The organism is Vogesella sp. AC12 (genome assembly GCF_024437575.1).
Lineage (GTDB): Bacteria > Pseudomonadota > Gammaproteobacteria > Burkholderiales > Chromobacteriaceae > Vogesella > Vogesella indigofera.
On sequence record NZ_JANFNU010000004.1, the window covers coordinates 26,878 to 41,977 of the forward strand.

The window sequence follows — 15,100 nt, forward strand, 5'->3', positions numbered from 1 at the left end:
CCGGCGCCGGCGACAAAGTGTTGCGGCCAACCTTGCGCACAAGGTTGGCCGCAAGCGGTGGCGCTGCCGCTTACACGTGCAACAGCAGGAAGCGCCGCTCCCACGGGCTGATCACGTCGAAGTACTCGCGATACTCGGCTTCCTTGATCGCGCTGTAGGTCTGGATGAAGTGGTCGCCGAACAGCTCCGCCAGCGGCTGGCACTTGAGCAACATGTCGATGGCGTCGTCGAGGTGGCGCGGCAGCTGGTGTGGCTGCTCGTAGGCGCTGCCGGTCAGCGGTGCGCTCGGCTGGATGCGCTGTTGCATGCCGAGGTAGCCGCAGGCGAGGCTGGCGGCGATCGCCAGATACGGGTTGACGTCCACGCCGGCAAGGCGGTTTTCCACCCGCCGCGCCTCGGGGCCGGAGTGCGGCACGCGCAGGCCGCAGGTGCGGTTGTCATAGCCCCAGCTGAGGTTGATCGGCGCCGAGGTGAAGCGCGACAGGCGACGGTAGCTGTTCACGTACGGCGCGAAGAACGGCATCGCCGCCGGCAGGTAGGTCTGCAGCCCGCCGATGAAGTGCAGGAAGGCGTCGGACGGGCTGCCGTCGGCGTTGCTGAAGAGGTTGTTGCCGTCGGCATCGACCACGCTCTGGTGGATGTGCATCGCGCTGCCGGGCTGGCCCTGCATCGGCTTGGCCATGAAGGTGGCGTACATATTGTTGCGGATCGCCACCTCGCGCACGGTGCGCTTGAACAGGAACACCTGGTCGGCCAGCTGCAGCGGATCGCCGTGATCGAGGTTGATCTCCATCTGCGCGGTGCCCATCTCGTGGATCAGCGTGTCCAGCGCCAGACCCTGCGCCTCGCACCAGTCGTAGATCTCGTCGAAGATGTTGTCGTATTCGTTGACCGCGTCGATGGAAAAGCTCTGCATCCCGGCCTCGGTGCGCTTGGTGCGACCAACCGGCGGTTTCAGCGGGATGTCTTCGTCGGGCTCGACCTGTACCAGGTAGAACTCCATTTCCGGCGCGACGATGGCGGACAGGCCGTCCTGCTGGTACAGCTTGAGGATGCGCTTGAGCACGTTGCGCGGCGCGAGGTCGGCATCCGTGCCGTCGAAATTGACGCAGTCGTGGATGATCTGCGCGGTCGGTTCCTTGGCCCACGGCACCGGTCGCACGGTGCTGGCGTCCGGGATCAGGCGCATGTCGGGGTCGGCGACGGAGGTGAAATCCTGCTCGGGAAAGTCGCCGGTGACGGTCATCGACAGCACGGCTTCCGGCAGGCGCAGGCCCTCGGCGGGGTTGTACTTGTGTCGCGGCACGATCTTGCCGCGCGCCAGCCCGGTCATGTCCGGGATCAGGCATTCAACTTCGGTAATCCGGTTTTCGTCCAGCCATTGCTGGATTTTCTGCGCGTCGTTCATTGGGTAGTCCTATGGCGATCAGGTGTGGGCGCCGGAGCTGGTGCTGCGGCGTTCGTGGTTGAGCAGCGCGTCACGGCGGCGCGCCAGCGTCAGGAAAGCCTGCGCGGCATCGAGGCGCAGGTCGCAGGGTTGCCGCAGCAGCGGCTGGCGTGCATGGCACGGCCAGGCGAGATCAATCAAAATGCGTTCCTCTTCAGGGTATAGAATGCTTGATGAAAGCCGCAGCCTGGACTGCGGTGTTTAAAATTATGGTCACGCTTCGCCATGCTATGAGCGGCGCGGCGCGACTGCAACCTTCGTCCGCCTTGCCGGCGACCGGTTGTGGAATAAAGCCCACAGCCGCGGCCGCACTAGCTGCGGGCGGGCACTGCCTATTTTTGCCGGACTGTTTAATGATGAGTGAAACCGCTGCCCAAGCTGCCGCCACGCCCGCGCGCTGGCCCCGTCGTCTGTTGTGGAGCGCCGCCACCGTGGCCGTGCTGCTGGGCGGGCTGTGGGCCGGGGTGCCCAAGGCGGTGGATTACGCCGCCGGCAACTGGGCGCAAAAGCTTGGCCGCAAGTTGACGCTGGGCGAGGTGGAGTTCGCGCCGTGGGCGTGGCGGCTGACCGTGCACGATGTGCGCCTGAACGAGCGCGACGGCACGCCGCTGTTCAGCGCCGCGCGGCTGCATGTCGATGCCGAGGCGCTGCCGCTGCTGATCGGCCGCTTCGAGCTGGCGGAGCTGACCCTGGACACGCCGCGACTGTGGGCGGCGCGCAATGCGCAGGGCGAGTGGAACTGGACGCGCCTGCTGCGCGACGCCGCCGGCCCGGACACCGAACCGGACGAGGACGACGGCGAGCCGCCCAAGCTGCTGCTGACCCAGCTGGCGCTGAACAAGGGCCAGCTGCTGCTGCACGACCAGCTGGGCGGCGACGTGCAGCGCCAGGTGCTGCCGCTGGACTTCCAGCTGAAAAACCTGTCCACGCTGCCCAACAATCACGGCCGCTACCGCCTCGCCGCCGAGCTGGGCGACGGCACCAAACTGGACTGGCAGGGCAGCCTGCTGTTGCAGCCCTTGCAGTCGGACGGGGTGCTGAAGGCGTCCGGCTTTACCCTTGCCAGCGTGTGGCCGTACGTGCAGCCGCATCTCAAGCTGGCGCCGCCGCAGGGCAAGCTGAGCGTCAGCCTGCCGTACCACTTCGATCTGGCCGGCAAGACGGTGCGGCTGTCGGCCAAGGGCGTTGCGGCCAACCTTGCGGCGCTGGCGGTGACTGCGCCGGGCAGCGGCAGCAGCTTCAAGCTCGGCCAGCTGGCGCTCAGCGGCGGCGAATTCGACCTCGCCAGCCGCCGGCTGACCGTGGGCAGGCTCAGTCTTGCCGGCGGCGAGCTGGATACCGTGCTCGACCGTCTGGGGCAGCCGGACTGGCTGGCGGCCTTGCCTCCCGCACCGGCTGCCAGCGTGAAAACCGCCGCGCCGGTCAAAGCGGCGGTAGCTACCACCAAGCCGGCGGGAGGCTGGACGGTGAGCCTGCCGGCCATCCGCGTCGACAACTGGCAGCTGCGCGCCGAGCACCGCGGCTTTGTCGCGCCGCTGGCCGCCAGTGTGCGGCTGGACAGCCTGCAGGCGGCGCTGGCGGTGGCGGCGGATGGCAGCGTCAAGGTCGGCAACGCCACGCTGGCGCTGTCGCAACTGAGCGCCGCCAGCCAGGGCAAGCCGGCGTTCGCCAGCCTGGCGCGGCTGCAGCTGGCCAGCAGCCAGCTGGATCTGGGCAAGCGGCAGCTGACGCCGGGTGACATCAGCGTCGCCGGGCTGCAGCTGGCCATCGCCCGCAACAAGGCCGGGCAGCTGGACATCGGCGAGGCGCTGCGCCCGCTGCCGGTCACCACCACCACCGCCCCGACGCCGGCCGCCGCCAGTGCCGGCCAGCCGTGGCAGATCCGCTATCCGCAGCTGACGCTGGCGCAGTCCGCGCTCAGCTGGCGCGATGCCGGCACCGGCCAGCCGGTGAGCGTGGCCTTGCAGGATGTCAGCGCCAGCGTCAGCGGCGATCCGCAGCAGGGCTTTGCCGTACAGCTGGCGGCGGCGCTGGGGCAGGGCTGGCTGCAGCTGGATGGCACGCTTGCGGCCAACCTGCAGGACATCAAGGGCAAGCTGCGCGCCAGCCGCCTGCCGCTGCGTGACGTGGCGCCGTATGCGCTGGACAATACCGTGCTGCGTTTTGGCGGTGGCGAGCTGTCGGCCGATCTCGGCTTTGCACTGCAGGGCAGTCGCTGGCAGGCCGACGGCAAGGCGGCGCTGGACAAGCTGGCGCTGTACGAACCGGGCCGGCGCGAGATGCTGCTGGGCTGGCAGCAGCTGGCCGTCAGCGGCATCAAGGCGCAGCCGGACAGGATCAGCCTCGGCGACGTGCGGCTGGTGTCGCCGCAGCTGCGGCTGATCCTCGATGAAAAGCGGGTGCCCAATTTTGCGCACCTGATGAAGCCGCAGCCGGCGGCCAAGGCGGCGCCCGCCGCCAAGGGCGATAGCGGCGACAAGCTGCCGCTGGTCGAGGTGCGTGCCGTCCGCGTGCGCAATGCGCGCATGGACTTTGCCGACCTCGGCCTCAACCCCAGCTTTGCCACCCGCATCCACTCGCTGTCCGGCACCGTGCTCGGCCTGTCCAGCCGCCCGGGGCGGCGCGGTACGGTAACGCTGGACGGTCGCGTCGACCAGTTCGGCGACGTGCGCATCCGCGGTGCGCTGTCGCCGCTGGCGGTGACCAACGATCTCGACATGGTGCTGAACTTCCGCAACATCCCGCTGGGCAGCCTCAATCCGTACTCGATGACCTTTGCCGGCTGGAAGATCACCGATGGCAGCCTGAGCACCGAGCTGCGCTACGTGCTGAAAAACCGCCAGCTACAGGGCGAAAACCGCATGGTGATCGACCACATCCAGCTGGGTGAGGAGGTGAGCGACTACGACGGTACCCGCCTGCCGCTGCGCCTGGCGGTGGCGCTGCTGGAGGACAGCGACGGCCGCATCGACCTGTCGCTGCCGGTGGCCGGCAGCCTCGATGCGCCGGACTTCTCCTACGGCCACCTGGTGTGGCAGGCGTTCCGCAACATCGTGGTCAAGATCGTCACCGCGCCGTTCCGCGCGCTGTTTGGCGGCGAGGGCTTCGACGACATCTACGCCGATGCTGGCGACGACCGCATCCCGCCGCCGGAGCGCGAGAAGCTGCTGAAGCTGGCCGAGCTGCTGGCTAAGCGGCCGAAGCTGGCGCTGGCCATCGGCGGTGGTTATGACGCCGAGCAGGACAGCAAGGAGCTCGCGCGCTACCGCGTCGACAGCGACATCCTCAAGCGTGCCGCCTACCAGCTGCAGGCCGACGAACCGCTGCCGCTGCCGGACATGGGCGATCCGGCGATCCGCAAGGCGGTGGGCGATGGCTACGCGGTGCAGTTTGGCCGTTTTGCCTGGCTCAAGCGCGTGGCCAGCGAGAAGGACACCGCCGAGCGCGCGCAGTCGATGCGTGCTGAACTGCTGGCGGCGCAGAAGATCGACGACAGCGCGCTGCAGGCGCTGGCCCGCGCCCGTGGCGAGGCGGCACGGCAGCTGCTGCTGGCGGCGAAACCGGAGCTGGCCGAGCGCATCAGCGTGCTGGACGCCGACAAGGTCAAGGCCGACAAGGACGGCGTGCCGCTGCTGCTGAAACTGAAATAAGCGCCTGCTTTTCCGCTTGCGGCCAACCTTGTCACAAGGTTGGCCGCAAGCGTTTGTTGCGCTGTGTTGCGGCTGTTGTATGCCTGCCGCACAGGGTTGGCCGCAGGCTGCTCAGTGGTGCCGCTTTAATGAAAATCAAGGGCGTGGAGTGCTGTATCTAGTAGACTTAAACTTTCAAGACACCACATCTAGCGGGGGCGGCATGAACCGGGACAATAGCGTAGCGTTTGCGGAGCAGGATATTTCACGCGAGGTATTGCTGGAAAAATACGCGAAGAACGGCGAACAGTCGGTCAGCGAAGTGCGCCAGCGCGTGGCGCAGGCACTGGCCGAGCAGGAGCAGGATCCGCAACGCTTCGCCCCGCTGTTTTTCGAGGCGCTGGACAACGGTTTCATCCCCGGCGGCCGCATCAATTCCGCCGCTGGCACCGATCTCAAGGCCACGCTGATCAACTGCTTCGTGCAGCCGGTCGGCGATGCGGTGTCTGTCAGCGAGCACGGCAAGGTCGGCATCTACGAGGCGCTGCTGCAGTCGGCGGAAACCATGCGTCGTGGCGGCGGGGTCGGCTACAACTTCAGCCGTATCCGCCCCAAGGGTGCGCGGGTGAAGGGCACCAACAGCCGCGCCTCCGGCCCGGTGTCGTACATGCGCGTGTTCGACCGCAGCTGCGAAACGGTGGAATCCGCCGGTGCGCGCCGCGGTGCGCAGATGGGGGTGCTGGATGTTAGCCACCCGGATATCGAGGCCTTCATCCACGCCAAGGACGGCGGTGACCTCGCCAACTTCAACATGTCGGTGGGGGTGTCCGATGCCTTCATGCAGGCGGTGGAGGCCGACGGCGACTGGCAACTGACCCACGCGGTGGCGCCGGCATCGGATGCCTTCCCCGACAGCTTCCAGCGCGAGGACGGGCTGTGGGTGTACCGCAGCGTGCGCGCCCGCGAGCTGTGGCAGCAGATCATGGCCTCGACCTACGACCACGCCGAGCCGGGCGTGCTGTTCATGTCCAAGATCAACGCCGACAACAACCTGTCCTACTGCGAGGTGATCGAGTCCACCAACCCGTGCGGTGAACAGCCGCTGCCGGACTACGGCTGCTGCGACCTGGGCTCCATCAACCTGTGCAAGTTCGTGCGCCAGCCGTTCGGCGACGCGCCAGCCTTCGATTTCAAGGCCTTCGAGAAGGTGGTGCGCACCTCGATCCGCATGCTGGACAACGTGCTCGACCTCACCGTGTGGCCGCTGGTGGAGCAGCAGCGTGAGGCGCAGAACAAGCGCCGCGTCGGGCTGGGCTTCACCGGGTTGGGCGACGCGCTGATCATGCTCAAGGTGCGCTACGACAGCGAGGAAGGCCGCAGGTTGGCCGCCAGCATTTCCGAACACATGCGCGATGCCGCCTACGACGCCTCGGTGGATCTGGCCATCGAGAAGGGCGCCTTCCCGCTGTTCGATGCCGACAAGTACCTGGCGGCGCCGCACTGCGCCAGCCGCCTGCCGGACAAGCTCAAGGCGCGCATCAAGAAGCACGGCATCCGCAACTCGCACCTGCTGTCCATCGCGCCGACCGGTACCATCTCGCTGGCGTTTGCCGACAATGCCTCCAACGGCATCGAGCCGCCGTTTTCCTGGTACTACACCCGCAAGAAGCGCATGGCCGACGGCACGCAGCAGGAATACCTGGTGGAAGATCACGCCTACCGCGTGTACCGCATGCAGGGCGGCGACACCAACGCGCTACCGGAGTATTTCGTCAGCGCGCTGCAGATGAGCGCGCTTGATCACATGCGCATGGTGGCGGCAGTGGCGCCGTACATCGACACCGCCATCTCCAAGACCGTCAACGTGCCGGCCGACTACCCGTTCGCCGACTTCGAGACGCTGTATCTGGAAGCGTGGCGCGCCGGGCTGAAGGGCATCACCACCTACCGCCCCAACAGCGTGCTCGGTTCGGTGCTGTCGATCGAGCCGACACCGGCTGCCGCCAGTCAGCAGCTGCCGCAGGATCTGGGCAACCAGAACGACCCTGACCGTCGCATCACCCTCAACACCGCGCCCAGCCCGGCGCTGGCCAGCCTGAAATGGCCGAACCGGCCGCGGCTGAAGCACGGCAACCCGTCGTGGACTTTCATGGTGGAGGGCGAGGAGGGCGATTTCGCGGTGATGGTCGGCCATATCGACGGCGAGGCACCACTGCCGTTCGAGTGCTGGGTCAACGGCGACGTGCCGCGCGGCCTCGGCGCCATCGCCAAGACGCTGTCGATGGACATGCGCTGCCGTGATCGTGCCTGGTTGGGCGCCAAGCTGGACGCGCTGGCCGCCACCCGTGGCGACCGCCACTACCGCGCCGAACTGGGCGATGCGCCGGTGCAGAGCAGCGCTGCCGCCGCCGCGCTGGCACGCGTGGTGCGCCACCGCATCGAACAGCTGGGCGCGCTGACGCTGGCCGCCGGCGCCGCCACCCCGGTGATGGACGCGCTGTTCGCACGCAAGGAGCCGAAATCCGGCACCGACGGCACCATCAGCTGGTCGGTGGATGTCAGCAACCCGCAGACCGGCGACGATTTCGTGCTGTTCGTGAAGGAGCTGGTGTTGCCCACCGGCCAGCGCCGGCCGTACTCGATGTGGCTGGCCGGCCACTATCCGCGCGAACTGGACGGGCTGTGCAAGATGCTGAGTCTCGACATGCGGGTGATCGATCCGGCGTGGATCGGCATGAAGCTGCGCAAGCTGCTGAGCTACGCCGAGCCGCAGGCCGATTTCTTTGCCCGTGTGCCGGCCAGCGACAAGTCGCAGAGCTGGCCGTCGACCGAGGCCTATCTGGCGCGGCTGATCATCCATCGCTACGCGATGCTGGGCATCCTCAGCGAGGACGGCGTGCCGGTGGAGGACATGGGGGTGATGGTGCCGGAGCAGGGCGACCTGTTCGAAAGCGCGGTGGTCAGCGTGGCCGCGGCACCGATGGCCGGCAAGGCCTGCCCGGAGTGCGGCAACCGCGCGCTGATCAAGAAGGACGGCTGCGAATTCTGCACCGCCTGCGGTCATGTCGGCGCCTGCGGCTGAGCGTGCCGGCCGCGGCCAACACGCCGCCCCTAGGGCCTATGGCCGCTAGTTAACACAACACCGCCCCCGACGATGTCGGGGGCGGTGTTGTTTTGTGGCTTGCGGCGCGGCTCAGGGCTGCGGCGCCGCTCGTTACCGGTGCCATGATGCTGGCGTTGCGGCCAAGCTTTAGCAGCGGCCTTTCTTCGCCTGCCCCGGCGGGCAGAAGCCGCCACCGCGATGGTAGTGATCATCGTAGACCGGCTCGACCACCACCGCCGGCTCCAGCACGATGGGGGAGCGCAGCTTGACGCGCGCGGGCTGTACCACACAGGCCGACAGGCTGCTGGCGGCGATCAGGGCAAACAGGATGGTTTTCATATTGGTTCTCGCTATGTCAGTGGCGGGCCGCCGTGCGTGGCGACACCGGGAATTGCTTGCGGACAGGGCCGGCATCTGCCGGCCCTGCTGTCCTGAGTGTTGCGCGCCATGACGGGCATGGCGCACTGGTTTAGCGACGCCGGCTACCGCGGCGATCACCGTCGCGCCAGTCGCCGCCACGCCAGTCGTCACCGCGATAGTAGCGGTCATGGCCGTAGTAATCATCGTGGCGGTAGGGGTACAGCGGCCGTACAACACAGCCGCTCAGCACGCTGGCCAGCAGTATGAGCATCAGCAGTTTCATGATGTCTCCTCCAGGAGAGCTGTCGCGGCACCGTCGCAAAGCGTTCCGGTAGCATCGGCAGTCAATCTTGTTTCAGCATAATCGAAGCCATTGCCGCCAGATAGCCGGCATTTGCTAACAAATATTAATTGTGTACAGCTTGTGTGACACTGCGGTCGCTTGCGGCGGCACGGCTTGGCGTTGCCATGGCGTGCGGGGCGCCCGCTAACGCTTTGTGGTGGAGGCGCTGCCGTTTTGGCATAAGCTGAAACAGGCACGCCATGCGGCGTGACAGCGAAGGGGGCGACCATGGCGATGCAGACGCAACACGGCCTGACGGCCGACGATACCGCGTGCCCGCTGCGGGTGTTCGTGATCAGCGATTTCCCGTTGCTGCTGGCGGGGCTGACGGCGCTGCTGGCCACCCAGACGCCGCGGCTGGCGCTGGCCGGCAGCGCTGCGGTGACACCATCGCCGTTGGAAGCACTGACGGCCGCCGAGGCTGATATCGTGCTGCTGGACCTGGATGGCGACGCCGAGACTAGCCTGGCGCTGATCCGGGCACTGGCCACGCGCGGCGACAAGGTGTTGTTGCTGACACGGCAGCAGGAACGGGCGCGGCAGGACCGCGCCATCATGCTCGGCGCCCGCGGCCTGCTGACGCGGGATACCGACGCGGCGCAGCTGCTCACCGCCATCGAGAAGGTCCATCACGGCCAGCTGTGGCTGGATCGCGACGCCACCGGGCGCATCTTCGATGCGCTGTCGCGCCACGGTGCCATGCCAGCGCCGGATGGCGCCCCCGCGATGCCCCCGCCACTGAGCGAGCAGGAACAGAAGATCGTCGCCATCCTGATGGCCAACAGCGGCGAGCCGGCCAAGCTGATCGCCGGCAAGCTGCACATCAGCGAGAGCACGCTACGTAACCATCTGACCGTGATTTACAAGAAGTTCGGGGTGAGCAATCGCCACGGCCTGCTCGGCTACGTGTTGCAGCACGGCCTGCTGCTGCCCGCCTGAGCCGGTATGGCAAGGTTACGGGAGCTGTCTCTGGGCCATGCCGGAGCTTGCTCCTGCCAATAACGGGATGTTTCTCCCGTAGATTAAAAAGTTCCGCTTACTACACTTCCTATGTCATGACCGGTGTCGGGGCGTCAGCGCCATGCCGCCAGCCTGATGCGCCACACGCATCCCGCCCGTGCCGGGCAAGGTTGGCCGCAAGCTAGCCCTCACCGCTCATGTCACCGATTCCGCCGTTCTTGCCCGCATGCGCAAGCGGCACGCTCGTCATCCGGCCAGCGCAGATCATTCAGGGAGAACATCATGGCCATCAGCAGCGTTTCCTACACCAAGACACCGCAAGCCGGCGACGATTCCTACTGGTATACCGAGGATGAACTGCTGGCGGCCAGTAATTATGACAGCAGTAGCAATGTGCTGACCCTGAACGTGATGAGCAATGATCTGGGCGGCAATGCGAAGAAGCTGTACTCCATCGATGATGGCAGCGGTGCGCTGAGCGACCTGCTGACGAGCAATGTCACCACCGGCTGGGAAACCACGCTGGGCGGCAACCAGATCCGCATCAACGCCGGCAAGATCGAGTTCAAGTTCGCGACCGGGCTAGACTCCCTCGCCGTCGGCGAAACCCGGCACGATTCCTTTCTCTACGCCATCCAGCTGGGCAACGGCACCATCAGCTACGCCACCGTCACCGTCGATGTGATGGGCAGCAATGACGGCCCGCGCGTCAGCGCCGCCGTCACCGCTGGCGGCAACGAAGGGGGTGCCGACTTCGAGGTCGACCTGCTGCAGGGCGCCAGCGACATCGATACTGGCGAAACCGCCACCCTGCAGGCCAGCGGGCTGAGCTTCAGCGTCAACGGCGGCCCGAGTTCGAGCGCGCTGCCTGCCGGCTTGACGCTGGCCGGCAACAAACTGCTGGTCGATGCCGACGGTAGCGCGTTTGATCACCTGGCCGCCGGCGCCAGCGAAGTCATCACCGTCAGCTATGTCGTGGTGGACGCGCACGGTGCCAGCGTGGCGCAGACCGCGACCATTACCATCACCGGCACCAACGACGCGCCGCTGGCGGTCGCCGACAGCGCTGCCGGCACCGAGAACCAGCTGCTCAACATCGACGTGCTGGCCAACGACACCGATGTCGACGACGGCCACGTGTTGAGTCTGGTCAGCGCCAGCGCACCGGCTGGCATGGGCACAGCCAGCGTGGTCGGTGGCCAGCTGCAATTCGATCCGGGGACCGACTTCGACCACCTGGCCAAGGACGCGGTGGTACACGTCACCCTCAGCTACACCATGACCGACCAGTTCGGTGCCGAGTCGAGCAGCACGGTGGACGTCACCGTAACCGGCACCAACGACGGGCCAGTGGCGGTGGCCGACAGCGCTGCCGGCACCGAAAACCAGCTGCTCAACATCGACGTGCTGGCCAACGACACCGACGTCGACGACGGCCACGTGTTGAGTCTGGTCAGCGCCAGCGCGCCGGTAGGTATGGGCTCAGTCAGCGTGGTGGATGGCAAGGTGGTGTTCAACCCGGGGACCGACTTCGACCATCTGGCCAAGGACGCGGTGGTACACGTCACCCTCAGCTACACCATGACCGACCAGTTCGGCGCCGAGTCGAGCAGCACGGTGGACGTCACCGTCACCGGCACCAACGACGGGCCAGTGGCGGTGGCCGACAGCGCTGCCGGCACCGAAAACCAGCTGCTCAACATCGACGTGCTGGCCAACGACACCGACGTCGACGACGGCCACGTGCTGAGTCTGGTTGACGCCAGCGCGCCGGCCGGCATGGGCAGCGCCAGCGTGGTCGGTGGCCAACTGCAATTCGATCCGGGGACCGACTTCGACCATCTGGCCAAGGACGCGGTGGTGCACGTCACCCTCAGCTACACCATGACCGACCAATTCGGCGCCGAGTCGGGCAGCACGGTGGACGTCACCGTTACCGGCACCAACGACGGGCCGCTGGCGGTGGCTGATACGGCCGCGGGCACCGAAAACCAGCTGCTCAACATCGACGTGCTGGCCAACGACACCGACGTCGACGACGGCCACGTGTTGAGTCTGGTCAGCGCCAGCGCGCCATCAGGCATGGGTTCAGTCAGCGTGGTCGGTGGCCAGTTGCAATTCGATCCGGGGACCGACTTCGACCATCTGGCCGAGGATGCGGTGGTGCACGTCACCCTCAGCTACACCATGACCGACCAGTTCGGCGCCGAGTCGGGCAGCACGGTGGACGTCACCGTCACCGGCACCAACGACGGGCCGATGGCGGTGGCCGACAGCGCCGCCGGCACCGAAAACCAGCTGCTCAACATCGACGTGCTGACCAACGACACCGACGTCGACGACGGCCACGTGTTGAGTCTGGTTGACGCCAGCGCACCGGCCGGCATGGGCACAGCCAGCGTGGTGGATGGCAAGGTGGTGTTCAACCCGGGTAGCGACTTCAACCATCTGGCCAAGGACGCGGTGGTGCACGTCACCCTCAGCTACACCATGACCGACCAGTTCGGTGCCGAGTCGAGCAGCACGGTGGATGTCACCGTCACCGGCACCAATGACGCGCCAGTGGCGGTGGCCGACAGCGCTGCCGGCACCGAGAACCAGCTACTCAACATCGACGTGCTGGCCAACGACACCGACGTCGATGACGACCACGTGCTGAGTCTGGTCAGCGCCAGCGCGCCGGCCGGCATGGGCACAGCCAGCGTGGTCGGTGGCCAGCTGCAATTCGATCCGGGGAGCGACTTCGACCATCTGGCCAAGGACGCGGTGGTGCACGTCACCCTCAGCTACACCATGACCGACCAGTTCGGCGCCGAGTCGAGCAGCACGGTGGACGTCACCGTCACCGGCACCAATGACGCGCCGCTGGCGGTGGCCGACAGCGCCGCCGGCACCGAGAACCAGCTGCTCAACATCGACGTGCTGGCCAACGACACCGACGTCGACGACGGCCACGTGCTGAGTCTGGTTGACGCCAGCACGCCGGCCGGCATGGGCAGCGCCAGCGTGGTCGGTGGCCAGCTGCAATTCGATCCGGGGACCGACTTCGACCATCTGGCCAAGGACGCGGTGGTGCACGTCACCCTCAGCTACACCATGACCGACCAGTTCGGCGCCGAGTCGAGCAGCACGGTGGACGTCACCGTCACCGGCACCAATGACGGGCCGCTGGCGGTGGCTGATACGGCCGCCGGCACCGAAAACCAGCTACTCAACATCGACGTGCTGGCCAACGACACCGACGTCGACGACGGCCACGTGCTGAGTCTGGTCAGCGCCAGCGCGCCGGCCGGCATGGGCACAGCCAGCGTGGTCGGTGGCCAGCTGCAATTCGATCCGGGGAGCGACTTCGACCATCTGGCCAAGGACGCGGTGGTGCACGTCACCCTCAGCTACACCATGACCGACCAGTTCGGCGCCGAGTCGGGCAGCACGGTGGACGTCACCGTTACCGGCACCAATGACGGGCCGCTGGCGGTGGCCGACAGCGCTGCCGGCACCGAGAACCAGCTGCTCAACATCGACGTGCTGGCCAACGACACCGACGTCGACGACGGCCACGTGTTGAGTCTGGTCAGCGCCAGCGCGCCGGTAGGTATGGGCAGCGCCAGCGTGGTGGATGGCAAGGTGGTGTTCAACCCGGGGACCGACTTCGACCATCTGGCCAAGGACGCGGTGGTACACGTCACCCTCAGCTACACCATGACCGACCAGTTCGGCGCCGAGTCGAGCAGCACGGTGGACGTCACCGTCACCGGCACCAATGATCTGGCGAGCATCACGGGGACGGCCAGTGGTGGTGTGCAAGAGGCCACCGCCTCCTCTGCCGGCGTGCCGACGACCGGCGGTGTGCTGCTGCTCAGCGATGTCGATGACGGCGAAGCGGTGTTCCAGCAACCTGCTAGTCTGGACGGGGTATACGGCAGCTTCTCGCTGGATACCGGCAGTGGGGTGTGGAGCTATCAGCTGGATAACAACAGGGCGGCCACCCAGGCGCTGAATAGCGGCACCACGGTCTACGATACGTTGCTGGTGAAGTCGTACGATGGCACGGCGCAGCAGACCATCACGGTGTCGATCCAGGGGGCGACCGATAACTCGGCACCGCAATTCCTCAGCAGCGGCGTGCTGGTCAGCATGTTTGAGCATTTGCTGAATGCGGCGACGAGTCCGACCGGTTTTGCTTCCGCCCTGCTGGGCAGTGTCCTGGCCAGCGATGCCGATGGCAATGCCTTGACCTATAGCCTGCTGTCGGATGCGTCCGGCGGTGGGTTCCAGATTTCGGCGGGCGGGGCGGTGTCGGTCAAGGATCTGTCGCTGCTCGATTACGAGTCGGCGGCGCTGATTCCGGGGGGCGGTGGTGCCCGGGGCTATGCGCTGGAGGTGGCGGTCAGCGACGGGATTGCCGCACCGGTGACCACTACCCTGTATGTCGAGGTCAAGAATGTGACGACCGGGCTGACTGGCGGCAATCAGACTGACTATCTGGATGGTGGCAGTGGGGGCGAGATCCTGATCGGAGGCGGGCAGGCGGATGTGGTCTTCGGCGATGGCGGTGATGACTCGCTGACCGGCGATACAGGCACCGGTGCCGAGAAAGCCGACCAACTGTTTGGCGGTGCCGGCAACGACCAGCTGTTCGGCAATGGCGACAGCGACATGCTGCGCGGTGGCAGCGGCAACGATGGACTGACCGGCGGGACGGGCAGCGACACCTTCGTCTGGTCGCTGGCCGACATTGCCGGCGGGCCTTACACGGACACCGTCAAGGATTGGGGCGCCGGCGGGACCGCCGACAAGCTGGACCTGCGCGACCTGTTGCAGGGCGAGCATGCCAATGCACTGTCGCTGGATGGGTATCTGGATTTCAGTTACGCCAGCGGCAATACCACCATCGCGGTTCATTCCGCCGGGGCCGGCACGGCGGTGACGCAGTCGATCGTGCTGGAGAGTATCCAGCTGGCCGGCGCCGACGATCAGGCCATCATCAGTAATCTGCTGAGCAGCAACAAGCTGGTGGTCGATGTCTGAGTGAGGGCAGGGTTGTGGTCATGGCCCTCTGCGCGAGAGGGGGCTTTGTCGCCGGGTGCTGACCGGCACGAGGGGGAGAACAAGGTTGGCCGCAACACTGCGGCCAACCTTGTTCATTTTTTGTCCTGGCGTAATGACCGTCGCCGGATGGGAGCGGCACAGGCTTGGCCGCAATCGACCGCCCCCCCGCTCACAACAAAGCGGTTTGGATATGGCCGCGCTGGCGA

The 15,100-nt window shown here is 66.5% G+C and carries 8 protein-coding genes; 4 read left to right on the forward strand and 4 right to left on the reverse strand.

Annotated elements, in window-relative coordinates:
* Positions 1-70: 70 nt before the first annotated feature.
* Together NOM55_RS08265 and NOM55_RS08270 are read right to left on the reverse strand one after the other, a co-directional pair.
* Complete coding sequence (locus tag NOM55_RS08265; RefSeq protein ID WP_255908204.1) at positions 71-1,408, reverse strand: glutamine synthetase family protein; 1,338 nt, start codon at positions 1,406-1,408, stop codon at positions 71-73.
* 18 nt (positions 1,409-1,426) lie between these two features.
* A complete protein-coding gene (locus NOM55_RS08270; RefSeq protein ID WP_156168059.1) occupies positions 1,427-1,588 on the reverse strand; it encodes a hypothetical protein in 162 nt (53 codons plus the stop codon).
* 212 nt (positions 1,589-1,800) lie between these two features.
* On the opposite strand from NOM55_RS08270, the gene NOM55_RS08275 reads away from it, so the two are divergent.
* Positions 1,801-5,097, forward strand: coding sequence for a DUF748 domain-containing protein (locus NOM55_RS08275; protein ID WP_255908205.1), 3,297 nt, complete (start codon positions 1,801-1,803; stop codon positions 5,095-5,097).
* A gap of 202 nt (positions 5,098-5,299) precedes the next feature.
* The gene (locus NOM55_RS08280; protein ID WP_255908206.1) at positions 5,300-8,158 is read left to right on the forward strand and encodes an adenosylcobalamin-dependent ribonucleoside-diphosphate reductase; all 2,859 of its coding nucleotides are present in this window, start codon (positions 5,300-5,302) and stop codon (positions 8,156-8,158) included.
* Between the two features lie 168 nt (positions 8,159-8,326).
* Here NOM55_RS08280 and NOM55_RS08285 read toward each other — a convergent pair whose 3' ends face one another.
* Positions 8,327-8,518: a vir-repressed protein gene (locus tag NOM55_RS08285; protein WP_120811434.1), complete on the reverse strand. Its 192-nt coding sequence runs from the start codon at positions 8,516-8,518 to the stop codon at positions 8,327-8,329.
* A gap of 130 nt (positions 8,519-8,648) precedes the next feature.
* Positions 8,649-8,822 carry a hypothetical protein gene (locus tag NOM55_RS08290; protein ID WP_170152165.1) on the reverse strand — a complete coding sequence of 58 codons (174 nt, stop codon included), beginning with the start codon at positions 8,820-8,822 and terminating at the stop codon, positions 8,649-8,651.
* Between the two features lie 288 nt (positions 8,823-9,110).
* Between NOM55_RS08290 and NOM55_RS08295 the strand changes: the two genes are divergently transcribed.
* Entirely contained in the window at positions 9,111-9,821 is a 711-nt protein-coding gene (locus tag NOM55_RS08295) for a response regulator transcription factor (protein ID WP_255908208.1), read from the forward strand.
* Between the two features lie 303 nt (positions 9,822-10,124).
* A complete protein-coding gene (locus NOM55_RS08300) occupies positions 10,125-14,873 on the forward strand; it encodes an Ig-like domain-containing protein (protein ID WP_305118882.1) in 4,749 nt (1,582 codons plus the stop codon).
* Positions 14,874-15,100: the final 227 nt, after the last annotated feature.